This window comes from Halorientalis marina, assembly GCF_023028345.1.
Taxonomy (GTDB): domain Archaea; phylum Halobacteriota; class Halobacteria; order Halobacteriales; family Haloarculaceae; genus Halorientalis; species Halorientalis marina.
The window spans coordinates 279093-304307 of the sequence record NZ_CP095488.1; the positions used below are offsets into that span (position 1 = coordinate 279093).

25 protein-coding genes are annotated in these 25215 nt (G+C 63.5%); 11 read left to right on the forward strand and 14 right to left on the reverse strand.

Annotated features, from left to right (window positions below):
- Positions 1-643 precede the first annotated feature (643 nt).
- From MUG96_RS20300 to MUG96_RS20310, 3 genes are all read right to left on the reverse strand, one after another.
- The gene (locus tag MUG96_RS20300) at positions 644-1447 is read right to left on the reverse strand and encodes a CPBP family intramembrane glutamic endopeptidase (protein ID WP_246988902.1); all 804 of its coding nucleotides are present in this window, start codon (positions 1445-1447) and stop codon (positions 644-646) included.
- Positions 1448-1535: 88 nt separating this feature from the next.
- A complete protein-coding gene (locus MUG96_RS20305) occupies positions 1536-2165 on the reverse strand; it encodes a hypothetical protein (RefSeq protein WP_246988904.1) in 630 nt (209 codons plus the stop codon).
- A 169-nt stretch (positions 2166-2334) separates the two neighbouring features.
- On the reverse strand, positions 2335-3084 hold the full coding sequence (locus tag MUG96_RS20310) for a CPBP family intramembrane glutamic endopeptidase (protein WP_246988906.1): 750 nt from the start codon (positions 3082-3084) through the stop codon (positions 2335-2337).
- 344 nt (positions 3085-3428) lie between these two features.
- Between MUG96_RS20310 and MUG96_RS20315 the strand changes: the two genes are divergently transcribed.
- The 4 genes from MUG96_RS20315 to MUG96_RS20330 all read left to right on the forward strand — a co-directional run bounded on the left by MUG96_RS20315 (position 3429) and on the right by MUG96_RS20330 (position 6243).
- Positions 3429-3740: a DUF8065 family protein gene (locus MUG96_RS20315; RefSeq protein ID WP_246988908.1), complete on the forward strand. Its 312-nt coding sequence runs from the start codon at positions 3429-3431 to the stop codon at positions 3738-3740.
- On the forward strand, positions 3741-4346 hold the full coding sequence (locus MUG96_RS20320) for a hypothetical protein (RefSeq protein WP_246988909.1): 606 nt from the start codon (positions 3741-3743) through the stop codon (positions 4344-4346).
- A 104-nt stretch (positions 4347-4450) separates the two neighbouring features.
- A complete protein-coding gene (locus MUG96_RS20325) occupies positions 4451-5425 on the forward strand; it encodes an ABC transporter ATP-binding protein (protein WP_246988910.1) in 975 nt (324 codons plus the stop codon).
- Entirely contained in the window at positions 5422-6243 is an 822-nt protein-coding gene (locus MUG96_RS20330) for an ABC transporter permease subunit (RefSeq protein WP_246988911.1), read from the forward strand. Before MUG96_RS20325 ends, MUG96_RS20330 begins: the two co-directional genes overlap by 4 nt.
- A gap of 59 nt (positions 6244-6302) precedes the next feature.
- Here MUG96_RS20330 and MUG96_RS20335 read toward each other — a convergent pair whose 3' ends face one another.
- The 4 genes from MUG96_RS20335 to MUG96_RS20350 form a co-directional block, all read right to left on the reverse strand.
- Positions 6303-7154 carry a DUF6920 family protein gene (locus MUG96_RS20335; protein ID WP_246988912.1) on the reverse strand — a complete coding sequence of 284 codons (852 nt, stop codon included), beginning with the start codon at positions 7152-7154 and terminating at the stop codon, positions 6303-6305.
- Between the two features lie 50 nt (positions 7155-7204).
- Positions 7205-7750, reverse strand: coding sequence for a hypothetical protein (locus MUG96_RS20340; protein ID WP_246988913.1), 546 nt, complete (start codon positions 7748-7750; stop codon positions 7205-7207).
- Positions 7751-7859: 109 nt separating this feature from the next.
- Entirely contained in the window at positions 7860-8726 is an 867-nt protein-coding gene (locus MUG96_RS20345) for a CPBP family intramembrane glutamic endopeptidase (protein WP_246988914.1), read from the reverse strand.
- A 181-nt stretch (positions 8727-8907) separates the two neighbouring features.
- Positions 8908-9837, reverse strand: a complete 930-nt coding sequence (locus MUG96_RS20350; protein WP_246988916.1) for a CPBP family intramembrane glutamic endopeptidase — start codon at positions 9835-9837, stop codon at positions 8908-8910.
- Between the two features lie 130 nt (positions 9838-9967).
- Here MUG96_RS20350 and MUG96_RS20355 point away from each other — a divergent pair, with 130 nt between their 5' ends.
- From MUG96_RS20355 to MUG96_RS20390, 7 genes are all read left to right on the forward strand, one after another.
- On the forward strand, positions 9968-10756 hold the full coding sequence (locus MUG96_RS20355) for a hypothetical protein (protein ID WP_246988918.1): 789 nt from the start codon (positions 9968-9970) through the stop codon (positions 10754-10756).
- A gap of 6 nt (positions 10757-10762) precedes the next feature.
- Entirely contained in the window at positions 10763-12451 is a 1689-nt protein-coding gene (locus tag MUG96_RS20360; RefSeq protein WP_246988920.1) for an alpha/beta fold hydrolase, read from the forward strand.
- Between the two features lie 174 nt (positions 12452-12625).
- Positions 12626-13486 carry a type II CAAX endopeptidase family protein gene (locus MUG96_RS20365; protein WP_246988922.1) on the forward strand — a complete coding sequence of 287 codons (861 nt, stop codon included), beginning with the start codon at positions 12626-12628 and terminating at the stop codon, positions 13484-13486.
- Between the two features lie 135 nt (positions 13487-13621).
- Complete coding sequence (locus tag MUG96_RS20370) at positions 13622-15007, forward strand: alpha/beta hydrolase family protein (RefSeq protein WP_246988924.1); 1386 nt, start codon at positions 13622-13624, stop codon at positions 15005-15007.
- A 123-nt stretch (positions 15008-15130) separates the two neighbouring features.
- Positions 15131-16147, forward strand: a complete 1017-nt coding sequence (locus MUG96_RS20375) for an Acg family FMN-binding oxidoreductase (RefSeq protein WP_246988925.1) — start codon at positions 15131-15133, stop codon at positions 16145-16147.
- A 414-nt stretch (positions 16148-16561) separates the two neighbouring features.
- On the forward strand, positions 16562-17692 hold the full coding sequence (locus MUG96_RS20385; protein ID WP_246988926.1) for a serine hydrolase domain-containing protein: 1131 nt from the start codon (positions 16562-16564) through the stop codon (positions 17690-17692).
- 189 nt (positions 17693-17881) lie between these two features.
- On the forward strand, positions 17882-18781 hold the full coding sequence (locus tag MUG96_RS20390; protein ID WP_246988927.1) for a 2-oxo acid dehydrogenase subunit E2: 900 nt from the start codon (positions 17882-17884) through the stop codon (positions 18779-18781).
- On the opposite strand, the gene MUG96_RS20395 is transcribed toward MUG96_RS20390, so the two are convergent.
- From MUG96_RS20395 to MUG96_RS20425, 7 genes are all read right to left on the reverse strand, one after another.
- Positions 18759-19649 carry a CPBP family intramembrane glutamic endopeptidase gene (locus MUG96_RS20395; protein WP_246988928.1) on the reverse strand — a complete coding sequence of 297 codons (891 nt, stop codon included), beginning with the start codon at positions 19647-19649 and terminating at the stop codon, positions 18759-18761. The genes MUG96_RS20390 and MUG96_RS20395 overlap by 23 nt on opposite strands.
- Positions 19650-19898: 249 nt before the next feature.
- Positions 19899-20609, reverse strand: coding sequence for a CPBP family intramembrane glutamic endopeptidase (locus MUG96_RS20400; RefSeq protein WP_246988929.1), 711 nt, complete (start codon positions 20607-20609; stop codon positions 19899-19901).
- A 15-nt stretch (positions 20610-20624) separates the two neighbouring features.
- The gene (locus tag MUG96_RS20405; RefSeq protein ID WP_246988930.1) at positions 20625-21461 is read right to left on the reverse strand and encodes an ABC transporter permease subunit; all 837 of its coding nucleotides are present in this window, start codon (positions 21459-21461) and stop codon (positions 20625-20627) included.
- Positions 21458-22399, reverse strand: coding sequence for an ABC transporter ATP-binding protein (locus MUG96_RS20410; RefSeq protein WP_246988932.1), 942 nt, complete (start codon positions 22397-22399; stop codon positions 21458-21460). Before MUG96_RS20410 ends, MUG96_RS20405 begins: the two co-directional genes overlap by 4 nt.
- A 2-nt stretch (positions 22400-22401) precedes the next feature.
- The gene (locus tag MUG96_RS20415; protein ID WP_246988934.1) at positions 22402-23283 is read right to left on the reverse strand and encodes a type II CAAX endopeptidase family protein; all 882 of its coding nucleotides are present in this window, start codon (positions 23281-23283) and stop codon (positions 22402-22404) included.
- 150 nt (positions 23284-23433) lie between these two features.
- Positions 23434-24303: a CPBP family intramembrane glutamic endopeptidase gene (locus tag MUG96_RS20420; protein ID WP_246988936.1), complete on the reverse strand. Its 870-nt coding sequence runs from the start codon at positions 24301-24303 to the stop codon at positions 23434-23436.
- Positions 24300-25184 (reverse strand): type II CAAX endopeptidase family protein, encoded by an 885-nt coding sequence (locus MUG96_RS20425; RefSeq protein WP_246988938.1) that lies wholly within the window; start codon positions 25182-25184, stop codon positions 24300-24302. Before MUG96_RS20425 ends, MUG96_RS20420 begins: the two co-directional genes overlap by 4 nt.
- Between the last annotated feature and the right edge of the window lie 31 nt (positions 25185-25215).

Below are 25215 nucleotides of genomic sequence, written 5' to 3' on the forward strand. Positions count from 1 at the left end.
TGATACCGACACCCCGAGGAGAATGAGACCGAGATACGCCACAGCTATTGATCCGATATCCTGTATGGCCGAATGGTACTGGTTGGTCGTGTGCATGAAAAGCAACAGGGTACCTACTATACTATACTAACAGCCAGAAGTCTTCACGCGGCATCTTGGTAGAATAACCGTCTCAACTCTTCTAAACGGGGCTTCTCTGGGTGAATATCCGATTACTTCTGGCCACCAGTATAGTAAGGAGACCTACCGCGTTTGTCCACAGTCCTAACTCTGCCATGGTACCATCTCGACTACTTGAGATCAAAAGGAGAGTGTGGGGCATGTTTTAATTGCCTTTTGTGTTCAAAGCCGGCTGCCGGAAGAATCTTAGCCGCGTTCATCGTGAGGTGGAACTTGGTCTGCTACACTCACCCTCTACATCGGTCACGCCGTTATTGAAAGAGACCGAGGAGGTGGTGGGAGTGATGCTGCATACACAGCGCAAATACAGCATCAACTCCGCATGATTTGATCACCACAAATGTTCGTCGCAGGTAGCGCCCAGTATGATCAATCACCGACTCGGAATCGACGGGGATTCTATCGTGACCGAGTGTCGTGGAGAATGAGAGACTGACAGCAGGAAATCAAAGTAGTGCGCCGGTCAGGTCGGTTTTGGATCATTGATATCCGAAGCGGCAGCCAGTCGCTCGGCTCTGAAGACACGGTGGTCCTGCCAGAGCAGCCACAGGCCCATCACGCCGACGAGTGCGACTAGGCCCAGGGTGCTGAGGACGTACAGTGACGACTGGCTGGCGGCCAGCAGGCCCGTGACGTCCTGCGTGAAGTGGTAGAGTACGAGCGGCCAGAGGCTCCCGAGGCGAAGCGTGACGGCCGCGAGACCGATGCCGAGCGGGATGATCAGGAGCATCGAGGGCAGCCACTCGGCGACGGATCCGCCGAGAATAATCTTCGAGACGTGCGTGAGGCCGAACAGGACAGCCGGCAGTATCCCGGCGACGAGCGGGCCGCGTGACTCCAGCGCACGGAGGAGGACACCACGGAAGAGGAGTTCCTCCAGGATTGCAGCGCCCAGCGCGACGCCGACCACGAGGACGAGCAGCGTCGCCCACACGGGCAACACTTCGCCCGTCACGAGCGAGACTTCGGGAATCCGGAGTCCGAACGCGACCGGCAACAGGACCAGCGCGGCGAACGGCAGCAGGTACACCAGTGCACGTCGGTTGACCGGTGCAGTCAGGCGGATCTTCTCCCACCAGCCCAGCCACGCGACGAGACCGACGACCAACAGGACGAACACCCAGTTCAGGACGAGTCCCACGCCGTCCAGCGTGAGCCACGGCAGGAGTGGTGCGACAAGAAGGCGGAACGCCACCGTCACCGCGACGATGGCGATCGCCGTCCCGAGTGTGAATACGACTGGCCGGCGCTCGACGATAGAGGTCATTGACTCTACTACGCTGTCTAACTACTTATAGTCTTATTGACACTCTGTCGCAGCAGAGAGCGATAGTTCCGCGGCACGGCCAGCGACGCTAATCAGTATCGAGGAGTGAGACGACGGTGCTTTCACCGACCGCTTCGAGGACGTATGCCTGATACCCCGGCCAGGAAATCACACCGTTACTCTCGTCGGTGACTCGTATCTCGCCGCTCCGGAACAGCGTATTCTGGTCGTCGAGAACGACCGCGATCGTCTCGCCACGCATGAGTCGGTCGTCGACGAGCGCTACGTCGAAGGCCGCGTCACCGTCCTGGCCAAACTGCGTCACGTTCCCGTCCGCCGCGTACTCGAAACCTATCGAGACTGCCGCCGACGGCGTGATGGGATTGTACGCGAGGCGGGAGTCCCGAACTGCAACCAGAAGAACCGGTCGGTCGTACGCGGACTGGAGGTCAGTCACGACCTGGGCGTCGATTCCCCGGTCGTCGAACGCGGTGACCAACGCGTCTTCGACCTGCCCCCTCATCGGTTCGGGCCCGACGACGTAGAGCTGTAGCGCAGTTGGCACAGTCATCGACGCGCCGTTCGTGGACGAGGTCGCGACCTGCTGCTGGACATCCGTCCGGTGTTCGGCCGCCGCGAACCCGATGAACGCGAACGCACTGGCGATCACGACCATGCCCACGACTGCAAACGACAGTAACTGAGATCGGGAAGACATGATCAGTGGTACGTCCCGCACGAAGATATAGACAAATTGACGCGTGATTGCACGGGTCAGTGTTCGAGACGAGGCCAACCGGTTCGCACTACACAGTCAGTCTCGCCGAAGTATACTGGTCGTCGCGAAACCGGAGCCAGGACCGAGAAATCGAATACGTTCGTGGCGTTTAGATCGTCACGAAGTAGAACACGAACCCGACGGCGTTGAACAGGCCGTGGGCGAGAATCGGGATGGTGAGATTGCCAGTTCGTTCGTAGAGTCCGCCGTAGATGACGCCGTTGAGGACGACAAGCCCGATGCTCGCCCAGACGGCGACCGTCAGGGGTGCGCCGACAGCCAGGAAGTTCGAAACGTGGATCAGCCCGAACACGACCGCGGTAGCCCCGATCGCGACGGCCGGACCGAACGCCGTCCGGAGGTTCCCCTGCACGGCACCCCTGAAGAGGAGTTCCTCGGCAGGCCCGACCAGTACCAGCGACAGCACGGCGAACGCCAGCAGGATCAGCGGCTGGGCGGACGCTGCAATGAGCATCGCGTCTGGCGGTGTCACGACGCCGGCTCTCGACAGCGCCAGGTTCCCGGCCGCGTTGAGCGCGAGCATGAGGACAGTCGCGCCAGCGACCAGCCCGAGTTGCGTTCTCGAGGGGACGGCGGCACGGAGTCCATTCAGATATCGAGTCACGAACAGGTAGCCGACGCCGAGGAGCACGAACTGTGTGGGGATCGTCAGGATAACGACTGCCCACGGGTTCTCGAAGGCCCCGCCAAGGCTGAGATAGGACACCGACGCGACGGCACCGACGATGATCTGTGCGAGGAGTGCGATTCCAAGCAGCCCGACTGTGAATGCAATAGTACGGCCGGGCCGCGAGCGTGCGGTGCCACTCCTGACTGTCGTTTCGATTGTGTTTGACATGAGACTTCGAACTCCGGACGGAGTGCGTATCTCTACAGACGTGTTGCTAAAGCATAAAGTAGCAGTGAAAGCTTCTCTCACTGTTGTCGCTCGTAGTTCATGTGTCCGGCGACCGAGGCGATGTCAGTCTGTTTCGAGGGTCCCTCGAATCGCGACAAGTGGGTACGACTGTATTCAGATTCTGAGTGTTGACATCCTCCCCACCCTGACGGGCGAGATCTTAGCCTCGTATCTCTATCAGCAGGCCAACTTTCTGGCGCGACGAAGACACAGCGCTAAAAAGTGTACCAACATGTTCAAACACAGGGGAACAACTTATCAGACCGGCCTCCGTATCCCCTGCTATGAGTCAGGAATCGCTCGACGACACGATCAAATTCCGTGCTGGCCCGCTCAAAGAGGCAGCAACCGAACTGGATGCCATCCATCTGGGCGGGATCAATATCAGCGAACTCGCACGTGAGGGACTCACACAGATGCTTCGTCGAGCGATGACCGACGACGACAAGATTGCGATTTACGAGCACTATTCGGCGGGCGACCTCTCGGAGGACGCTGCTCGAGTCCTCCTCGGTGACGAGTTCGACCGCCTTCAAGAAGACATCGACGCCTTCCGGGAGGCCGCCGAGGACGATACCAGCGACTATCTCGTCTAGATGGCTGGCGACGATACGCGGTATCCAATCCTCGTCGATACGGACACGCTGATCGCCGTTGCGACTAGCTCGTTGTGGGCCGAGATAACCGAGAACATCGGGCTCACAACGACCAACGTCTGCAAACAGGAACTCGAGCGGCACGTCGAGGAAACACGCGAAACCGCGCCGGCAGGCAGTCGTCCCTACCGGCTTCATCACGGAAGCCGTACCGCGCTCGAGGCGCTCGCGGATGACGACCTCCCGCTCACGCGAGTGACGAGTGTTCCCCGGCCCCATGGGGCGGACGCCGGCGAGGAGTCACTCCGACAGGAAGTGGTACAGAATCCGGACGCTATCGACTACGTCATCTTGATGGACGCGGCAGGCCGGCGCTCGATTCGTCGCGCTGTCGAGGACCAGGACGAAGACATTCGTGTCCTGGCACCGCCGTTTCTGTTCTACATTCTCTCCGACAACGACCTGATTTCTCGTCGTGAGTTCTGTGAAGCCTGCGGTGAACTGTTGGAACGTGAGGGCTGGACCGGATACAACGCTGTGAAAGCTGCGTGGGAGGGAATCCCGATCGATTGCAGTGACATTCTGGACAACGATCTCCTTCCCTGACGAACTCGATGACTCGCGCGACAGTCGCGACCGCAGGTTGTGTCCAGCCGCCGTGATAATGTCACACGTTCTATCTTTATGCTGTGCGGACACGAAGTACTAGCATGGCTGCAATCGAACTCACAGGTGTCACCAAACAGTACGGTGACGTCACGGCCCTCGACGACGTCTCGCTCTCCGTCGAGGAAGGAGAGATATTCGGTTTCCTCGGCCCGAACGGTGCCGGGAAGTCGACGACGATCGACATCCTCCTCGACTTCGTCCGCCCCACCGGTGGGACCGCCACCGTACTCGGGATGGACGCTCAGCGCGAATCGCTGGCTGTGCGACAGCGCGTTGGCGTTCTCCCGGACGGGTACCACCTCTACGACCGACTGACTGCCCGCCAGCACGTCGCGTTCGCCATCGATTCCAAGGGCACCGACGATGACCCGATGGAACTGCTGGAGCGGGTCGGCATCGCGGCCGCTGCCGACCGCAAAGCCGGAGATTTCTCCAAGGGCATGAAACAGCGCCTCGTCCTCGCGATGGCACTGGTCGGTGACCCGGAGATTCTCGTCCTCGACGAGCCATCAACGGGACTGGACCCGAACGGGGCTCGCGAGATGCGCGAGATCATCCGCGCGGAGCGTGACCGCGGAGCAACGGTATTCTTCTCCTCACACATTCTCGAACAGGTAGAAGCTGTCTGTGACCGCGTGGGCATCCTCCGTGACGGCCGACTCGTCGCCGTCGACACCATCGACGCGCTGCGTGACGCGCTTGGCACAGACGTCCGACTCACCCTCACCGTCGATGCCGTGACCGACGACGTCACCAGTGCCGCTCGCGCTGTCGCCGGCGTCTCCAGCGTCCAGACCGACGGCGACCGGACTCTGTCGGTCCTCTGTACCGACGACGCCAAAATCGACGTCCTCCACGCCGTCGAAGATGCAGGTGGCGTCGTCTCGGACTTCGACCTCGAAGAAACCTCGCTGGAGGAGATGTTCGCTGCCTACACCGTCGATTCCGAGGGCGAGGCAATGATGGAGACGGAACCCGTATCTCCCGTCGGTGACGATACCGAGGAGGACGCATGACTTGGGCGGCTGTTGCCCGGAAGGATTTCCAGGACGCCCGGCTCTCGAAGGCACTCTGGGCGCTGACTGCACTGTTCGTCCTCATGTCAGCCGGGATGGCGTACCTCTACGCCACCGTGCCGGAACTCAGCGGCGGCGGCGTCTCGACGATCGGGCTGCTGTTCATGCTCGGTGCACCCGCGACGCTGTTCATCGCCATCGCGGCCATCGTCGTCGCTGTCGGCTCCATCGCTGGCGAACGCAGCAGTGGCTCCGCGAAGCTCCTCCTGGGGCTCCCACACACCCGACGTGACATCGTCCTCGGGAAACTCGTCGGCCGCACGGCAGTCCTCTCGGTCGCGATTCTCACTGGACTCGCCGTGACGCTCGTCGTCTTGCTGGCCATCTTCGGGTCCTTCTCGCTCGTCGACTACGTCGCCTTCGCTGGCCTCACCCTCCTGCTCGCAGTCGCGTACGTGGGAATCATGGTCGGTATCTCGGCAACGACCGACTCCAGTGGCCGCGCGATGGCGTTCGGACTCGGCGCATTCGTCGTCCTCGAATTCCTCGCCGACCTCCTGCCACTGGGTGCAGCGTTCGTCTTGAACGGCTTCTCGGCCCAGGGCATGACGACCACGTCGCCGCTCGTTGAGTTCCTCGGCGTCGTCACGCCGACAGCCGCCTACCAGCACGCGATCGGCTGGTTCCTCGGCAATCTCTCGGCTGCCGGCCCCACGCCGTTCTACCTCACTGGCTGGATGAGCCTCCTCCTGCTAGCAGGCTGGCTCGTCGTTCCGCTGGCCATTGGGTACCGACGCTTCCGCGGTTCCGACCTCTGAGGAGCGAACGAATCAGGTGTGTCGACAGCCAAGGTCCCAGGGTTGCTGGGCGTTACTCGTCACACGTCGTAGCTGATATTTGTGACTCGGCCCCGCCATGCTTCCATGTCACCGTCCGGCAGGTGCCAGATGACTTCGCCAGCCGTCGGAACGTGCATTCCGTTCCGCGTCTCGTACTCGTGCCAGCGACCGGTCCAGGGTGTCGGTTCGTAGCCGTCGTCTACGCGTCGCGGGCGCTGCTCGGCGTGGACCTTCGTCACCTCGTCCTCCTCGTTGAAGTGAAACGTGAGCGTGGCCGTGACACCGCCGTACTCGAGGGTTGCCCTGGCGGTGTCGTCATCGACTGCTTCCCACTCGACACCTTCACTGGGCAGGAGCGCCGTCGGATACCAGACCGCCTCGGCGAGATAGCGAAGCAACTCTCCCTCGTCAAGTTCCGGATTCGCCTCGTCACCACCGAGCGGGAGGACTCCTAACAGGGAGACGCTCGCACGCCCACTGCCATCTCGGTAGCGGTCACCGATCCGGAGGTCGATCAGCGGCCAGAAGCGCACCGTCGCGTCCCAGAGGAACCCCGGCGGGTCGGTCGTGATGTACTGCGTCGCGGTGAACGGCTTCCACTCGGAGTCGGCATCGCCTGGCCGCAGCTCTCCTTCCTGCTCGAGTTGCGCGGTGGTCACGTACTGTTGCCCGTCGCGGAGGACGTTCGCGAAGTAATCCCGTACCGGCTGGGGGACTTCGTCCAGATCCGCCATCCTGACCACTTCGCTGCGGTCGGTATCGGCTGTCCGTCTGAGTTTGGCAGTCTCTCGTTCCGTGTTCCAGTCTCGAATTGCTCGCCCCACGACGAGGCCGACCAGAGAGACGACGACTGCACCGAGTACGCTGCGGAGGGCACGTGTGCGTCGCATGGAACGTCGGTCGACGCCCAGTCCCTAAAGATTAGCTCGGATTGGCACCGTCACTCGGTGGCGTTCAGCGGATTCGGGAGCGGGTAGAGGTCACCCGTCGTGTCCTCACGGGTCGTCCGCACGAGTTCGCGGCCGTTCATCGTCACGATCAATTCCTCATAGGTGGTGGGCAGTGAGGCGGCCATAGCAAATTTTGTCCGGACGCGCTCACAGTCGACCGATCGATCCGTTGTCTCCGATTCTGTGCTGAGTGCGAGTTCGTAGCCGTTACCGCTCCGGGGAATCACGTCCGCTCGCACCACCGTTCCGGCGTCGTGGACGATGGTAGCGTTGAGATCCACGGCGTAGGAGTTGCCCACGGCAATCTCGTGAACCCAGCCGGCATTCGGGTTCACCTCACCATCGAAACAACTCGGGCCACCACTGGAGGTCGAGAACGGGGGATTCTCGGGGTCCGGTCCCGTGTCTGCCGGCCCTCCGGCCAGTCCAGGAACGGCCATCAGCAGGACAGCGCCCGCGAGCACGCCAGCGAGAAACGCCATTCCGATCGAGAGCAGTCGGGCGGTCGAGGTGTCGAATCCGATATTGCTCGCCATCGATGACGGTTTCGCGGCCACTCTGTATATATTCTCGTCACTGAGTGTGCGGATTGACCGACAGTACCCTCGTCGTGAAAAACTGGTGGGTGGAAGCTACCTTTCCTGATCACTGACTCCCAGACGGGCGTTTCGGAATCTCGACCTCCGCGAGGCGCTCGCTGCCGTAGACAGCGACGACGACGAGTGCGGCGACGAGGAACACCACTGCGAGGAGTCCGTTCGGCAGGTCGGTCTGGAGTGCGGCACCGCCACCGACGAGGTAGAGAATACCACTGGTGTTCACGGACCCGTGCAATACCATCGTCAGCAGGACGCTCCCGCCGGTTTCGTTGTATAGCCAGGTAAACACGACCGAGAGGGCAATGACCGCGAGCGCGTAGTAGTAGACTGGGTCACCGGCCTGTGAGGAACCCGCCACCACGAACAGGGGCAGGTGCCAGGCGAACCAGCCGACGCCGATGATCAGGCTCGCAACGAGTGCCGAGTAGGATTCCTGAAGCCGCGGCAGCGCGAACCCGCGCCAGCCGAGTTCCTCGTTGCCGCCACCGACGAGAAAGACCTGGAGGAACAGCACCGGATACAGCACCAGGGTGCTGGTGGACGCGGGGTCGAACTGGCCATCGAACACGACGATGTGGATGGCACTCGCCGCGATGACGGCGATGGCCGGGAACAGTAGTGCGAACAGCCAGAACCTGATGGGAACCTTCCACCGGAGGAGCTGCCCGGCCCACGCACGGACGCTGTCGCCGATCACCCACGTAACCAGCGCTGCGGCCACGAGCGGCCCGAATCCCCCGAGCATAATGAACAGCATCGTCTGGAGATCGTCTGCGAGCACCAACGGCGACCACGTCGCCCACCAGTCGCTGAAGACCAGCGGTACCCATGCAATCCACGAGAGGAGGTACGCGACGACGAAGAACGTCGTCACGGGACGGTTACTGATGTATCTACGGACACTGAGAGCCATAGTATAGAATTGACCTCATATCTATTTGAGCATTGTCGAGATTCTCTCCCGGTGAGAATTGCTACCCGTCAGTAGAAACTGTCCAACACTGCACTCTGGAGGCGACTGATCGCGTGGGCCTGGTCGATCGTCGAGAGGTTGCCGAGGACCGCGATGGTGTCCTCGGGGTCGTCGCTCATCCTTACGGTTCCCGGCCGGCAGCAGCACTCCCGTCCGGTCCCCCAGACGGTCGTTGCTCACCGTCCCCCAGTCCGAGGACGCTGGTGTCGGGCACCTCGTGCTTCGAGAGCCGGTCGGTCCCGAACGCGAGGACGACGACCACGGCGAACCCGACCAACACGACCGCCGAGGAGATCTCCGCGAGGAAGTTCAGCCACGGGTCCGGAATCCCGCCGGGGACGAGCGCCGCCCTGTCGGCGGGGTGGAAGACGCCGATGCTGTTCATGCCGGCGTGGAACACCGCGGCCGCGAGGACACTCCCCGTGTTGTTGTACATCCACGTCCACAGCACCGACCCAGCGAGGATGGTGAACCCCCAGATGAGTTGCTGGGAGATTGGCCAACTGCCGTGGGTGGTGTTGGCGTTCAGGAACAGTGGAAGGTGCCAGCCGGCCCACGCCACGCCGACGAGCAGGCTCGTGACGAGCGCGCTGAATCGCTCCTGCAACACCGGGACCATGAACCCGCGCCAGCCCAGTTCCTCCTGGCCGCCACCCCAGACGGTCCCCCAGGCCATCACGAACAGGTAGATGCCCGGGAACGGCAACGCTGAGAGGTCGACGGGGCCACCCAGTGCCACGTAGAGACCACTTCCAAGCGCGAGGACGACGAGCGGAATCAGGAGTGCAGCAGCCCACCACCTCGCACCGATGCGCCATTTGAAGAACTGGCCGACCCAGGACCGGAGACTGCCACCGGAGGCCCACACGACCACGGCCGCCCCCACGGGTGGGCCGAAGCCGCCGAAGCCGATGAGTATCGACATCGTCCAGGACGCGGTCATCCCCGAGAGCGCGACGATCCCCTGTATCGTCCAGGTGAACGCGTAGGTGACCGCCAGGAAACTCGCGATCCGATGGCGGTCGATCCACCCGCGTATGGAGGGCGTCATGTGACAACGGTTCTGAATGGCTCGGTTAATATCTGCCGTCGATTCCCACCGGACTGGAGCGTGGGGTGAAGCCGACCGGCTGGATGCGAACGGTTTTGTAGGATTTCGTGGTAGCGTTCAACAAGGAGTCATGTCTCGACAATCACTGCTGGTTCTGCTGCTCGCATGCGTGGTGTTGACGGCTGGCTGTTCGTTCCTCGGACCGAACCCGGACAGTTACACGAGTACTTACGAGTACACCGTCGGCATCGACGCGAACGCGACAATCCAGAACGCGACGATTCGGATGCCACTTCCCCAGACCGATGGGACGACGGCGGTCAACGCCAGCGTCGTCGCACCTGATGGAACCGTCGACGGGGCGTTCAACGCGACCGTCGTCGAGACGGAATCCGGCCCGATGCTGGAACTGACGACTGCCGAGTTGCGTGTCGAAACCCGGTACTACCGGGTCGTCGAGGAAGGTGGGCAGGGACGTCGTGAAGAAATCTCGCGCTCCGAGTACGACCCGTCGAATCCGGACCACCAGCGGGTCGACTTCCGGACGGCCAGCGTCTCCGTGACGGTGAATGCCGACTACCCACTCGAAACACAGGAGCCAGTCGGGACAGAGCCGACGTTCTACCAGAGTGATGCAGTGACGCGAGCCGCGACCGAGTGCCGCCTGCCGAACCAGGGCGAAACAGTCTGTTACGCCTACGACGCACCGGTGTATCTCGCATACGACGCGCCGCCGAATGCCAGCGTCACCGGCATCGCGACGTTCGGTGGCTACAACGAGTGGTTCACCGGCGGCTGGACCGGTAACGAGTACACCGACCGTGTCACCGTCCGAGCCATCGGTCCGCAGGATGGCTGGATCACCGCCGAGGGGTACACCGAGACCGGGAGTGGGAACTACCCGTCGCCGGAACCGTGACCAGCGATGCGGTCTCACCACGCGCTCGTCGACGAAGCGACCGTCCGTCTCGGGTCACTGTTCGTCGGTGATGACGGTTTCTTCGCCAGCAGCGTCGACTCCCCGCGTGTCGACGAGATGCTGCCGGAAATCGACGTCTCTGTGCCATCCCTGACCGGAGAGGGGCTATACGAGTTGTCAGCAGAAACTCCCGTCGGAACCCTCAGTGTCGGACTCAAGGTGGCACAGTGGCTCGGGACGGAGTATCCGACGGTCGTCTACCACCACGGGAACGACGAGCGGCCGTTTTCGGCGAGTCGCTTCACGCCGAACACGTTTCGGGACATATTGGTCGAGCACGCGGACCAGTTCGAGGCAAACATCGTCGGACTCCGAGCCCCGTTTCACGACGGGACGACCCGGGAGTACGCACGGAAGATGGGCGACCTGGCCAACTTCGTCGCGATGCTGGCGACGTCGGTCGCGACCGTCTGGAGAATCGTCGACCAGCTGGAACCAGGCGGTCCCGTGGTCGTCTCGGGTGTGAGCCTCGGTGGCTCGGTGACGAATCTCCATCGTGCCTACGAGGGAACCGCAGATGCGTACGTCCCGATGCTCGCTGGGGCCGCTCTCGGCAGGCTGTTCACGCAGTCGACCTACCGTCGCCTGCTCGGACAGGCCGGACGGGAGAACCCGACCACGGTCGAGCAGACACTGGACTTCGGCGACGACTACCAGGCCAGCGACGGAGGGGCGGTCTATCCGCTGCTGGCGAGACACGACCAGTATGTCGAGTACGACGTCCAGCGCCAGTGCTACGAGGAGTCCGAATTCGCGGTCGTCGACCGCGGGCACGTCACGGCGACGCTGCAACCGGCACCGCTGCGCGGACACCTTCTCGATGTGGTCGAGCAGCTCTCGACTTCGACGTCGGTCGATGTGCGCGGCCCGGTCGGCGCGCCAGCCATCGTGTTCGTTCACGGGGCTGGCATCTCTCGCAAGCTCTGGCTGCCACAGACTGAGTCGCTCTCGGCGGAGTACCGGACCATCGCGCCGGACCTCCCCGGCCACGGTGACCGCACCGACGAGCCGTTCGATTTCGAGGCCGCCGTCGAGACCGTCGAGTCACTCCTGACCGACTTGGAGGGCGACTGTGTCGTGCTGGTCGGCCAGTCGCTCGGCGGCTACGTGGTGACCGACGTGGCAGCCCGTCATGCCGACGACGTGGCGGGGCTGGTCCTCTCCGGGAGCAGTGCCGACTACCGTGGGCTGCTGGGACTTCGGACGGCCGCCAGTAGCTCCCTGTTTCGGCTCGGCGCGCGGATTCCCGGCGTCGACGGTCGATTCGAGCGAAAGATGGCCGACCGGTTGCGGTCACTCCCACTTTCGGATAGGGTAATCGAGGAGATACTGGACACGGGGCTGTCGCTGGACGCGTGGGGGCAGTCCGGACTGGCACTCGTGGGGAGACACTTCCAATCACGCCTGTCGGCGTTCGACGGCCCGGTCTGTCTCCTCAACGGTGCAGACGACCGGATCAACCGCCCGGCAGCACTCGACCGGTGCGCGGAACTGTCGAAGGCTACGCCAGTCGTCGTCCGCGATGCCGGCCACACGGTCAACCTCGAACGGCCCGACGCGTACACAGAGGTCGTTCGTGAATTCGTCACGACCCACTGTATCGATGATGGAACCTCGTTTGGTGAACGTCTGTAAAGAGGGAGTCGCAGAATCGCGGCCAACAGTCGCTACGACCACGAACTCGCTATCGGGGTTGCCGGCACGTCTCCCGGACCTTCGCCTCGACGGTACGCTGACCCGCTGGCTGGTTTTCTCAGCCAGTGACAATCGGGTTCAACAGTTTTGCGTTGCGGTGAAGTGTTCCTCAGCATGGATTCGACCGGTGACGATACTCTCCGAGCGTTCACGGTCTTCCTCGTGGGGACGCTCGCGTTCTCGTGGGGCCTGTGGGTGTTCCTGTTCGTGGACCTCGTGCCGTCGTCGGCGCTGAGTATCCTGGCCAGAGTCGGTGGATTCGGCCCGCTCGTCGGCGCGCTGGTCGCGCTCTACGTGACCGGGGGGAGCATCCGAGAGTGGGTCCGCTCGAACGTCCGAATCCGTATCCCTGCACGGTGGTTCGGCTGGGCGCTCGTCCTGCCGCCACTGTTCATCGGGTTCGCCGGTCTCGTCCACGTCGTCGTGTTCGGCGCGAGCGTCGATCCCGACGCGAGCAACCCGCTGTGGTTCTATCCCATTGGAGTCGTCGTCGTGTTCTTCGTCGGCGGCGGCCAGGAGGAACTCGGCTGGCGTGGGTTCGCGCTCCCCGCACTCCAGCAGCGATTCTCGGCGCTGCTCGCCAGTCTCGCCGTCGGTCTCGTCTGGGTGCTCTGGCACCTCCCACTGTTTTTCCTCCCCGGGAGTACCCAGAGTGACCTTCCACTGGTTCCGTACGTCGTCGCCTTGCTGTTCGGGTCGATCGTCCTCACGTGGCTATACAACTCCTCCGGGAGCGTACTGGTCCCGATGCTGTATCACGGGGGTATCAATCCGATTGCCGCGTACTTCCCGACCGGCGGGGTCGAGGCAGTCGGCACTGTCACGGGATACGGATCCTATACTTTGGTTCTCGTCGTTGCCGGCAGCGTCCTCCTCGCCGTTTACGGGTCCCGAGGGCTGTCGAATCGGCCGCGCGTGACGCTCGCGGCGCTCGTGGCCCCACGACTTCCTGCCGAAAGGTCACGCCGAGAGTAGGCGCTGTATCCGGCTGTCGACGCTCGGTAGCGCACGAACCGGTCCGCTATTGACGCCTCGTGTCCGATACGCGACCGTTTCCCAGGGGGTGAGAACAGTCGCCATTACTGTAGTCTCAGCAACCAATGAAAGAACATGAGGTTGCGGATTCCTGCCGCGTACGTCACCGCCGTGCTTCTCGTGGTAACCGTGGGTGGGATCGCTGGTTGGCTCGCGCCGTTCGTCCAGACGCCGAGCGCTGGCGGCAGCGACTACAGTGTCGAACACGTCTACATCCGGGCCGACGACCGCATCACCACGGGCACGCTGTACCTCCCCGACGGCGACGAGCAAGTCCCTGGCGTCGTGTTCGGGGCCGGCTCCGGGACGGCACCCGCCCTCTACACGAATTACGGTGCGGCGCTCGCCACGAACGGGTTCGCAGTCCTCGTGGCTGGCCAGACGCGAGAACTGGAGGCTGGAAACCCCATCTACTGGGAGATCCGACGCGATACGTCGAACATCTTCGAGCTGGCGGCCGGCAACTACGCGAACTGGGCGACCTATCTGGCCTCACAGCCACGAGTCGACGAAGACCGTCTCGTGCTCGGCGGCCACTCGGGTGGAGCAAACAGCGCGTATCGGGTGGCCTACGAACGAGACGCCCAGGGGGTCGTCGCCATCGCAGGTCGGTTCCCACCCGAGACGGACGAGCCCTTCCCCACGAATCTCCTCCTGGCGACCGGGAGCGAGGACTCACTCGTGCCACCGAGCAAGTTGACGAACGTCTCCGCACAACTGACCGGCAGTGAGCTCGCGCCGGGCCAGCAGGTCGGGTCGTTTGCCAACGGAACGGCCACCCGCCTCACGGTCGCCGAGGGCGCCACGCACCTCTCGGAAGCTGACGACCCTGTGCTGGTTCGGGAGTCGACCGAGTGGGCGCTCCGGTCGGTTGGTGAGTCTCCGCCCGAGACGCTCGACATCACCGTCCGGTCGATCGGGTCGGTGCTGTATCAGTTTCTCTTCGGTCTCGTGTGCGTCCTCGCCGGGACGGCGCTGTCGAAGCGAGTCCTCACAGGGCGGCTCGACGACCGACAGCGACGGGACGGCGTCGTCGCGCTCGTGTGGCTGGCGGGCTTCGCGGCAGTCCTGCACACGACGGTCTCCCAGCGCGTCTATCACTTCGGCCCGATGCCCGCGCAGGCGACCAAGTACGTCCTGCTGGGCGGTCTGTTGCTCGGCATCGGATTCCTCCTCGACCGAGCCGCGTCGTCGACGTCTTGGACCAACTCACGGATCGGCTCGGCGCTGTTCGACCTCGGGTTTCTCGTCGGTCCCGTCGGGGCGTTCGTCCTGCTGTCGACCCAGTTCGTCACCTTCCAGCTCGTGACGACGGTCGTCCTGTCGTCGGTCGCCCTGCTCGTGCTGGCCGCGGTCCTGACAGAACTGGCCGTGCTGACGGTCGAACGCCGGTTCCGGTGGACTGTGGTCGGTATCGCAGTCCTCTGGCTCGTGCCGGCGATCGTCCCACCGTATCTCTGACTGCGTCGACGGTCCCGGGATGGGCCGTCCACGGACGTAGCTCCCACTCACCCCATCATCCGGTATTCCCACTGGCTGATACTGACCGTCCACGGTTATGATTCCTGCCGACTAGTTTCCAGTATGCCAGCAGCAGCCCTCACCAGATCGGTCTGGGACGTCGGCGCCGACGACTTTCCGACGGACGGGAGCATCGAAGACCAGGCCACGTTCCTGCTCCGGTACGCCATCCTGGCACCATCGAGTCACAACTCCCAGCCCTGGACGTTCGAAGTCGGTGGCGACGAAATTCGAATCGACGCCGACGAGTCGCGCTGGCTCGACGCCGCCGACCCGGACAGGCGAGAACTGTACATCAGTGTCGGCTGTGCCGTCGAGAACTACTGTATCGCGGCCGAACACTTCGGTTTCGAACCGAAGGTCGAGTATCACGATCCCGAATCGGGCGACTTCGTGGCGACGGTGACGCTCGCGGAGAGTGAGTCCGCGAACCCGCGGCCGTCGGACCTGTTCGACGCACTCACCACGCGGGCAACGAGCCACGAGGTATTCGAGAACCGACCGCCCGAAACGGAGACACGCGAGCAACTGGAGGACATCGTCCGGGAAGCCAGTGTCACACTCCATCTCGTCGACGACCCGGAGGCGAAAGTCGGGATTAGCGAGTTGCAGGCGGAGGCGGACCGTCTCCAGATGGACGACCCCGAGTACCGCGCAGAACTGGGCCACTGGATCGGCAACGGCGCGCTCGGCAGTTCCTGGCTCGCGGCTCGCATCGGACAGGCCGTCGTCACGCATCTCGACATCGGCGACCGAGAAGCGAAGCAGAACTCGAAGCTGATACAGAGCGCACCTGTCGTCGGCGTGCTGACGACGGAAACCGACGACCCGGTTGCCCGAGTCAGGACCGGGCAGGCGTTCGAGCGGATTGCGCTGCTGGCCAACAGCGAAGGCATCGCCGTCCACCCCATGAGTCAGACGCTCGAGCGTCCCGAGATGCGGGCACAACTCGCCGAGGTACTCGGAACGACCGAGAACCCACAGCACCTCTTCCGTCTCGGGTACACCGACGCGGAAGTCGACCACACGCCCCGCTGGCCGCTCGAGGCGTTCCTGGCAGACAGAAGAGACCATGACTGACCAGGGTGGCCGGATCGAACCGTTCCCGCTCCGTCGTCGGGGAACGGCTGACTATACGCGGGCCGCAGCACGGCGGAGCAACGTCCACGGTCTGATCGGGGTCGACGTTACCGAGGCGCGTCGGCGTATCGAGACCATCGAGGCGGAGACAGGCGAATCCCTGTCGTTCACCGCGTTTCTCGTCTTCTGTCTCGGACTTTTGAGTGTTGGATGTTGGATCTTGGCACCCCAGATGAGGGTGATGTGGACGACAAACACCCAGAGGACAATTGCGTAAAAGAACGCGTCCGTCCGGAGCGTCAGGAAGCCGACCACGTCGTGCTGGTTCGTGCCACCGAAGAAGAACAGCGGGAGGTACCAGACTGCCCAGACGACACCTAAATTAAAATCATTAAAGACCAATATTTGCACGTCATGGAACGCCAGGAAGCCAGATCTCGTCTGGAATCCAGGTTACAATCTGCCGTCAACGACAGTCCCGACCTCCACTCCGCGTACCTGTTGGTCCATTCCGACAGCCGTGATCTTCACTGGAATCTCGCCACTGGTCAGACGGAGGGGATCGAAGCCGAGCCAGAGCAACCATACTACGCAGCCAGCATTGGCAAGACCTTTACCTCGACAATCGTGGCTATGCTCGCCGACGACGGACAACTGAACTTCGATGACCCGATCTCGGAGTACCTGTCGGAGTCACTTCTCGACGGTCTTCACACGATTAACGGCACAGACTACACAGACGAGATCCGCATCCATCATCTCCTCGGTCACACCTCTGGACTCCCGCATTCCCTTCCCGAAGGCGGGAAGATGTTCTTCAACACGCGATTGGAAGAATCCCCCGAGGGGAACACACTGTTCGACGAGATGTTAGAGGAACCGGACCGGATCTGGGAACCGGAAGAGACGATCGAGTGGGCAAAACAGAATCTGGAACCGCACTTCCCGCCCGGCGAGGACTGCTACTATTCGGAGTTCGGGTACAACCTGCTCGGGTTGCTCATCGAACGCGTCACTGGGCACCCGTATCACGAGGCGCTAGCGGAGTTCCTTTTTGATCCGTTGGCGATGGAGCATTCGTACTTACCGCCATTCTCTGACCCTGCTGTCGAAAGTGAGCTTCCCACGGCCCCGTTTTACATCGACGAAACGAGGATCGACGTGGATGACGTGCGCTCGTTGAGCGCTTTCTACGCCGGTGGGCAGACGGTAAACACCGCAGAAGAACTGTTCCGGTTCCATCGGGCTCTGGTCGAGGGGGAGCTCGTAGCCGAGGAGACGCTCCAGGAGATGCAGCAGTGGAACAAACTGTGGCAGGGAATCGACTACGGCTACGGCGTCGTCCGCATCCGGCCGTTGCCGTTTCTCAAACGCTTCCACTCGTGGGGTGGATTGGGTGCGAGCAGTGCGTTCATGGTGTACAATCCCACGATCGACGTCTATCTGATCGGGACCTTCAACCAGTGGTCGTATATGCGAAAGAGCATGATGTTCCTCTTCCGAACGCTACGTTCGATTTCGAAGGTGGAGCGATCCGAACAATAGCTTTGCAGGGGATGAAACCGGAGACGGGAAATCACTGGATCTGTGGCCACAGCTGGAAGGAGATGTGCGGAGCGTCGACAAATACGTTGACAGTATGGATGCGGAGCTGACTGGACACTCGCCTGTTTCACACCCTTCCAGACATGGCAAGGCATCAAGAGGTATAGTTCTGCGTGGAGAACGCGTGATATGAGCGACCGTGGTGATCGGATCGAGCCGTTCTCTCCACGTCGCCAGGGAACGGTCGACTACATGCGAACCGCAGGCCGGCGGAGCAACGTCCACGGCCTGATCGAGGTAGACGTGACTGAGGCCCGGCGGCGCATCGAAACCATCGAGGCGCAGACGGGCGAATCGCTGTCGTTCACCGCGTTTCTCGTCTTCTGTCTCGCGCAAGCACTCGAGGAGCATCCGCACGTCAACGCGTATCGAGACTGGCGGGGTCGCGTCCACGTGTTCGAGGACGTCGACGTGAACGTCCTCGTCGAGTCGACGGTCAACGGCGAGCGAATGGCCGTCCCCCACGTCGTCAGGACGGCAAACGAACGGTCCGTCCGGTCGATCCACGAGGAGATCCGGGCCGCACAGGAATCTTGGGACCCCACGGACCTCTCACGGTGGGACGAACTGGCACTACGACTCCCCGGATTCGTTCGGCGACTCGTGTGGCGACTCCCCCAGTGGTTTCCCCGGCGCTGGAAGGACGTGGCTGGCACCGTCGCCGTCACTTCCGTGGGGATGTTCGGCGAGGGTGGTGGGTGGGCAATCAGCCCGACGAACTACACGCTCCAGGTGACCATCGGTGGCATCAGCGAGAAGCCGAGAGTGGTCGACGGCGAGATCACGACCCGCGAGTTGCTGAACCTAACGGTGACGTTCGACCACGACGTCGTCGAGGGCGCACCGGCAACGCGGTTCGTTCAGCGCTCGGCGAACTCGTCGAGGACGCCCGTGGGCTGGAGCCGCGAGAAGAGGCCTGACCCGACCAGAACCAGCGTCCAGGACTGGAAGCCACCCTCGCGTGTCCATCCCGTGTGGTCGGTGTCGGAGGGGCTGACCCTCGCGATTACCCTCCAGATCGCGTTTTGAGGGTCGGATATGGGATATCGTCATCACTCGTCAGGGTCTCGGCACCCCAGACGAGGGTAACGAGGACGACGAACGCCCAGAGAACAATCGCGTAGAAGAACACGTCCGTCCGGAGCGTCCCTTCGACGGTCTGGAGGGTGAAGTTCGTCCAGGAGTGCAGCATGATGCTGGCGAGGATGGTTCCACCAGTACCGTTGTGGATCCAGGTGAACGCCACCGAGAGTGCCACGACACCGACCATGAACAGCCAGAACCGGAGCGTCAGGAAGCCGACGACGTCGTGCTGGTTCGTCCCACCGATGAGGAACAGCGGGAGGTGCCAGACTGCCCAGACGACACCCAGAATCAGACCAGCAGCCAGCGCCGACCGGGTCCGCTGTAGCTGGTCGAGTGCGTACCCTCTCCAGCCCAGTTCCTCGAGGACAGGGGGCAGCGACGAGAAGAGGAGCGTCGGCAGGAACGCGGCAGGGTTCGACGTGAGCTGTGGGACCCAAGCACCGACGGTGTAGCCCTGCCCACCGAGCAAGATATCAGCCACAGCGGCGACGGCAAAGGTGAGCGGCGGGTACAGGAAAATGGCCAGGTACCACCGGCCGGCAATTCGGCGCGGATTCGTCACCCGGTCCCAGAAATCGCTCCGGCTTTCGTCGTCGTACAGAAGGTACATCAGCCCGACCCCTGCGATTCCGGGCCCAGTGAGACCGAGTAGCAGGAACCCGAGACCGAGTGCGGAATCGAAGGTGAGACCCATGACCATGGCTGGAAGCCAGAACCCCCACGTGATCGCGAACGCAACTGCGAAGAACACCCACGGACTCGAGAGTCGGATCGGAACACCACCGAGAGTCGTGTCCTCTGTTTCTTGCATGGTTCGTCCTATAGTGGCCTGGATACACCATAGGCCACCTGTCATTTAAATATACAATAGGATAACAATTCCTGTGGTTCTCACGCAGTGAGATCGGCGGCTGCTCGCGCCCGAAGGACGCGAAACTCGGTATCGACGGACGCGATCTTGAATCGCTCGAACAGTCGAGAGTGGAACAGTCGTTCGAGCGGCGATGTGATCACCCTGTGTGCAATCGGTGTCTCAAGCTGTTCTCTCATATGATCTGAACTATCCGAGTAATCCATGGGCAATGCCGGGCGACAGGAGCCGTCCACGACGCTTCCGGAGCCACCCGTAGACGAGGCCGCCGGCGAAGGCCGCCGCGAACAGGTACCACGCGGTGAACGGGTAGTACCCGACGTGGGCGACCGAGAACGCGCCGGCCTGGAGGACGACTGCGGGCCACGCGCCGTATCGGTCGGCGAGTTCGGTCTGGAGGAAGCCACGGAACAGCGTCTCCTCCTGGAAGGACGCCACTGCGAACCCGAACACGATCAGGAGAAGCGTCCCGACTGGGGAGGGAGCTTCCGCGACCGGTGCGTTCGGCGGCCGTGGCCCCAGCAGCGACTGGAACCCGAGGGCCATCCCAGCGGTCACGACGAGCGCGAGGATGAACCCGGCGAGGCCCCACGCGATGTCTCGGAACAGGTGCTCGCGGTCGACCCACCAGGAGACGATGTCGACGCCGACCCAGCGGGTGAACCCGAGGTAGACCAGTCCGACCGAGCCGACGAGGATCGTCACGAGCACCAGTCCACCGTACTGGAGCGGGTCGGTGGGCGTCGGCTGCGTCCAGAGCGGGCCCCAGAGCAGCGCACGCATCAGGACGAACGCGAGGAGGATGATACCCCCGCGCCGGAGTTGCGTCTGGGTGAACGAGTGGTCGATAGTCGATTCGATTGGCGTCTGTGGGTCGTCGGTGACTGTTTCAGTGGTCATGGGTTGCGTCGAGGGTCAGTTCAGGTCTGCCCGGCTGAAGGTCCAGTAGCCGGCTGCGAGTGGCAGTGCGGTCCAGGCGAGCAGGAGGAGTACGAACACCCACCACTGGAGATAGAGTGGCATCGGCCCGCCGAGCAACTCCGCGGGGCCGGGGATTGCGGGGTCGCTCGCGCTGATCGCCCGAGTCACGAGTGCGCTGTAGGCCCCTGACGGGCTGAGCCCTTCGAGCAGGAGGAACCAACCCGGAACGGTTCCGCTGGGCGGGCCGCCCTCGACGACGAGATGGGCGCCCTGGGGAAGCAGGTCCCAGAGCAGTGCCAGTCCGAGGTAGCTGGCGATGCCCAGCGTCATCGCCCGGGCGCGGGTCGCCGTCGCCGCCGAGATGCCGACCGCGAGACCGACGAAGACGACACCGAGAGAAACTTTGAGGCCGAGAACAGCGAGGAACGCACCGAGTGGGAGTGCCCCGTAGACGAGCCACGTGACGACACTCGCCAGGAGGAACCCGATGCCTAGCCCGGCGACGACGACGGCACTCCGACCGAGGAACTTTCCGACCACGATGGTCCGGCGGTTCGGCTCCAGTGCCAGCAGGAGTCGTAGACTCCCGGACTCGCGCTCGCCGGCGATGGCGAGGTAGGCGGCGACCAGTGCGACGATGGGCACGAGCATCGCGGCGAATTCGCTGGCCGCACCGAGTCCCAGCAGCGCCGACGCGGTCGCCCCGGGAAGCAACAGCGGAACGGCAGACGTCAGCGCGATCATGATGGCGACGATGGCCACGAGTCCCCAGAGCAGTCGGGACTGGACGGCATCGGTGAACTCCCGTCGGGCGATGATTCGCCAGCTCATCGGCTCACCCCCGTGCCCGAGGCGGTCCGGTCGTCCGCGTGCGTGTACTCGGTGAACAGGTCCTCGAGCGACGGCTCGTGAGTCTCGATGTCGAGGACGGCACTGCCCGCCGCCCGCACCGCGTCGATGACGACCATCTTCGCCAGCGGTTCGGTACAGGTCACGCGGACGGTCTCACCGTCGACGACCACGTCGGAAACGCCATCCAGCGTCTCGGCGTCGAGCCCCATTGGTGGCGTGTCGACGGTCAGCGTGATGCCCGAGCCAGTCCCGACGGCATCGCGGAGCCCCTCGATGGTGTCGACCGCGACCAGCCGACCGCGGTTCAGGATCCCGACCCGGTCACAGACCGCTTCGACCTGACTGAGGATGTGCGAGGAGAAGAACACGGTCCCGCCATCAGCGGCGTGATCGAGCGTGATCTCGCGAATGTCGCGGATGCCGTCCGGGTCGAGACCGGTCGAGGGCTCGTCGAGGAGAAGGAGGTCGGGGTCGCCGACGAGCGCCATCCCGAGCGCGAGCCGCTGGCTCATCCCTTTGGAATAGGTTCCTGCCGGTCGAGCGGCGGCCGACGTGTCGAGGCTGACACGGTCGAGAACCTCGTCGGGGTCGTCGTCCGCTCCTTTCAGATCGACGGCGAACTCGATGTGATCGCGCCCGCTGAGTCGGTCGTAGAGGCTGTAGCCGTCGGGGAGAATGCCGACGCGCTGGTGGATCTCTTCCGCACCGCGCTGGGCGTCGTGGCCCAGCACCGTCGCCGAGCCCGCGGTCGGGCGGACGTAATCGAGCAGGACGTCGATGGTCGTCGACTTCCCGGCCCCGTTCGGCCCCAGAAAACCGAACACCTCGCCCTCCGCGACGGTCAGCGAGAGGTCATTGATAGCGTAGACGTCGTGGCCGTAGCGTTTCGTCAGCCCGTCGATCTCGATGGCGGCCACGGTCAGTCACCTCCGGGTGACGGTGAGATACCGGCGACCCGGCCACGAACGCGGTCGCGATAGAGCGCCGTGCCGGCGAGTCCGACGACGGCGAGCGCGACCACCCACGTCAGCAGTGCGTGTGGGACGTTGATCGTGACGAGCGTCGACGGGAGCAAGACGCCGTCGGGCGCGACGATCGAGAGGTCGATCGGGAGCCGTCCCTGCGTGGCGTTGTCGGCCCCGTGCATCACCATCGCGAGCCACGCGCTCCCGCCGGAGCCGTTGAACACCCACGCCAGCAGCACGGAGAAGCCGATGATACCGACGAAGTACGACCCGATCATCAGCGGTCCCCAGTCGGCACGGAAGCCGCCGGGCATGAACTGCGGCAGGTGCCACAGGCCCCAGAACATGCCAACGACGATGGCAGCCAGGAACGCGCCGTAGCGTTCCTGCAACTCGGGCTGGGCGAACCCGCGCCAGCCGAACTCCTCCTGTCCGCCGCCGAGCAGCGTCCCGATGACGATGCCGAAGACGATGGTCGTCGGGCTGATCTCGAACGCCGACCAGTCGATGGGGCCCCCGAGCGCCCACGAGGCGACACCGGCCGCGTAGACGATGAGGAACGGGACGGCGATAGCTGCCACGTACCACTTCCAGTGGACGCGGACTTTCGCGACGCTCCTGAACCAGCCGCGGACGCTCTCGCCGCTGGCCCAGACGACGATTGCGGCTGCGACCGACGGTGCGAGCGCGCTCAGGAAGCCGGCGAAGAACCAGCTCGTCCACGACGGCTGGGTCATCCCGACAACGTCGGGAACCGCTTCGACACCCCATGCCAGAGCATATGCGAGGAGGAAAAACGAGGTTAGACGGCGCTTTTCCACGACCTCTCTGATCATATCCGAGAGTACGCCACCCGAGAGTGTCAATATAGACTATTATTCTCGTCCGCTGAGAATCTATCTGCCCGCTGGGAGGTCACACCGAGGGAGCGTGGGACGGTCGCCGTGGGCTCAACTCCGTCCTCGACGTCACCCATTGCAGTCCCGTCAGAGCAGTGCGACCTGTACGACCGAGAGCAACAACAGTGGGACGTGGAACGAGGCGTGAGACACCATCGCAGCCTCGAGACTGCGTCGCCAGTAGAGCCAGCCGAAGAGGACGCCGGCGACCGCGTTCAGGAGGACCGTCCGCGCGATCAGTGCCGGTGTGAGGGCGACTACCTGGGCGAGTGCCGGGAGGTGACCCAGGCCGAACAGGACGGCGGCGACGACGATCGCTGCCCAGACGACAGTCGGTCGCGGGCCGTCCGCACGGCGGCCGGTGACGCGCCAGCCGGCGAAGACGAGGACCGACATCAGACCGAACCGGAGCATGAGTTCCTCGGTGATTCCGCCGTAGAGAAATCGGACGGGTGCGTACCCGAGGACGGTCAGTACCGTCGGTCTCGTTGCCCCGATCGCTGACTGTGGCAAATCTTGAGCGACGAACGGCATCAGCACTGCGTCGAGAACGACGATCAGGATACCGCCGAGAATGCCGATTCCGACGGCGAGTCCGACCTCCTGGCGGAGGTGCTGCCAGATGCTGTCGTCGGTGCCAGTCCCCTCGATCGCGTACGAGCGCAGTCCGACCCGCGGTGCTGCGTACGCGCCAAGCAGGCACGCGATGCCGAGGAGCAGAAGTGGGTTGACAGCCGAGACGACGGCTAGCAACGGGAGCGACAGACCGGCAGGGACGGCACTCGGCGGCGTCGTGACGTAGATGTAGCCGACGAGCGCCAGGATCCCGGGTAGGCCCAGCAACAGAGCCACACCGAACCGACGGCCGAACGAGGGTCGACTCGCGGTCGAGGACGTGGGTTCGTCGGCTCCCGGCGTCGTGAAACCAGTTGTGGCACCGCCGTCTTCCCCCGTCATTGTACCTCCGAACTGCTACCGGCAGTCCGTGTCGCTACTGCACTGTCCTCGGTCTCGTACCCGAACTGGCCGCGGGTAGCGACGAACAGCGCGGCGACGATCACCCAGATAGCGACCGTCGTGACGACGAGGATCGTCGTGGAGTCGCCGGCGCTGATGACGTCGAGTGGGAGCGGGACGAGCGTACTGTTGGCCGTGTTGAACCCGGTGTGTGCGAGGATGGCGAGCAGGACGCTTCCGGTCTCGTTGTAGATCCACGTCAGGATGAACGCGACGCCGACGATGTTCAGGATGCGAACCCCGATCGACGGCGCTATGTCGACGAACTCCGCGAGCCCGTGGAACGTGGTGGGACCGGTCGCCAGCAACGGGAGGTGCCAGAGCGCCCAGACCACGCCGAGAACGAGGGTCGCAGACACCGGTGCGTATCGCTCCTGGAGTTTCGGGAGCGCTAGTCCTCGCCAGCCAGGTTCTTCGTTGCCCCCACCCACGAGCGCGATGCTGACGAAGGAAACGAGGACGAGCGAGACTCGTTCCGGAAGGAGTCCGGGGTCGACGGACGTGCCGACGAGTTCGAGGCCCGCGCTCGTCAGCGCGATGAGCACGAGCGGGATGGTGAGCGCGGCGACGTACCACCGCGGCGCGACGCGCCAGGCGACGATCTGGCGTGCCCATACCCGGACTGAATCACTCCCCACCCACACGACGACGAGGGCCGCCAGGGCCGGGCCGTAGCCGCCGACGATGAACCCGAGCGTCCGTATCGGCTCGGCCAGTCCGAGGACCGGACCGAGCCACGCCAGCCAGGAGATGGCGTACGCGAGGGCGAAAAACGTCGCGACCGGATGGACGTCGACGAGCCTGCGAATCCGCTGTCTCATGGTTCGATACTCCCTCGGTCGATTGCTGGTG

Bases quoted from the DNA above. Each gene is read 5' to 3' on its own strand.
- MUG96_RS20300 (WP_246988902.1), bottom strand. From the start codon at position 1,447: ATGACCTCTATCGTCGAGCGCCGGCCAGTCGTATTCACACTCGGGACG.
- MUG96_RS20305 (WP_246988904.1), bottom strand. From the start codon at position 2,165: ATGTCTTCCCGATCTCAGTTACTGTCGTTTGCAGTCGTGGGCATGGTC.
- MUG96_RS20310 (WP_246988906.1), bottom strand. From the start codon at position 3,084: ATGTCAAACACAATCGAAACGACAGTCAGGAGTGGCACCGCACGCTCG.
- MUG96_RS20315 (WP_246988908.1), top strand. From the start codon at position 3,429: ATGAGTCAGGAATCGCTCGACGACACGATCAAATTCCGTGCTGGCCCG.
- MUG96_RS20320 (WP_246988909.1), top strand. From the start codon at position 3,741: ATGGCTGGCGACGATACGCGGTATCCAATCCTCGTCGATACGGACACG.
- MUG96_RS20325 (WP_246988910.1), top strand. From the start codon at position 4,451: ATGGCTGCAATCGAACTCACAGGTGTCACCAAACAGTACGGTGACGTC.
- MUG96_RS20330 (WP_246988911.1), top strand. From the start codon at position 5,422: ATGACTTGGGCGGCTGTTGCCCGGAAGGATTTCCAGGACGCCCGGCTC.
- MUG96_RS20335 (WP_246988912.1), bottom strand. From the start codon at position 7,154: ATGCGACGCACACGTGCCCTCCGCAGCGTACTCGGTGCAGTCGTCGTC.
- MUG96_RS20340 (WP_246988913.1), bottom strand. From the start codon at position 7,750: ATGGCGAGCAATATCGGATTCGACACCTCGACCGCCCGACTGCTCTCG.
- MUG96_RS20345 (WP_246988914.1), bottom strand. From the start codon at position 8,726: ATGGCTCTCAGTGTCCGTAGATACATCAGTAACCGTCCCGTGACGACG.
- MUG96_RS20350 (WP_246988916.1), bottom strand. From the start codon at position 9,837: ATGACGCCCTCCATACGCGGGTGGATCGACCGCCATCGGATCGCGAGT.
- MUG96_RS20355 (WP_246988918.1), top strand. From the start codon at position 9,968: ATGTCTCGACAATCACTGCTGGTTCTGCTGCTCGCATGCGTGGTGTTG.
- MUG96_RS20360 (WP_246988920.1), top strand. From the start codon at position 10,763: ATGCGGTCTCACCACGCGCTCGTCGACGAAGCGACCGTCCGTCTCGGG.
- MUG96_RS20365 (WP_246988922.1), top strand. From the start codon at position 12,626: ATGGATTCGACCGGTGACGATACTCTCCGAGCGTTCACGGTCTTCCTC.
- MUG96_RS20370 (WP_246988924.1), top strand. From the start codon at position 13,622: ATGAGGTTGCGGATTCCTGCCGCGTACGTCACCGCCGTGCTTCTCGTG.
- MUG96_RS20375 (WP_246988925.1), top strand. From the start codon at position 15,131: ATGCCAGCAGCAGCCCTCACCAGATCGGTCTGGGACGTCGGCGCCGAC.
- MUG96_RS20385 (WP_246988926.1), top strand. From the start codon at position 16,562: ATGGAACGCCAGGAAGCCAGATCTCGTCTGGAATCCAGGTTACAATCT.
- MUG96_RS20390 (WP_246988927.1), top strand. From the start codon at position 17,882: ATGAGCGACCGTGGTGATCGGATCGAGCCGTTCTCTCCACGTCGCCAG.
- MUG96_RS20395 (WP_246988928.1), bottom strand. From the start codon at position 19,649: ATGCAAGAAACAGAGGACACGACTCTCGGTGGTGTTCCGATCCGACTC.
- MUG96_RS20400 (WP_246988929.1), bottom strand. From the start codon at position 20,609: ATGACCACTGAAACAGTCACCGACGACCCACAGACGCCAATCGAATCG.
- MUG96_RS20405 (WP_246988930.1), bottom strand. From the start codon at position 21,461: ATGAGCTGGCGAATCATCGCCCGACGGGAGTTCACCGATGCCGTCCAG.
- MUG96_RS20415 (WP_246988934.1), bottom strand. From the start codon at position 23,283: ATGATCAGAGAGGTCGTGGAAAAGCGCCGTCTAACCTCGTTTTTCCTC.
- MUG96_RS20420 (WP_246988936.1), bottom strand. From the start codon at position 24,303: ATGACGGGGGAAGACGGCGGTGCCACAACTGGTTTCACGACGCCGGGA.
- MUG96_RS20425 (WP_246988938.1), bottom strand. From the start codon at position 25,184: ATGAGACAGCGGATTCGCAGGCTCGTCGACGTCCATCCGGTCGCGACG.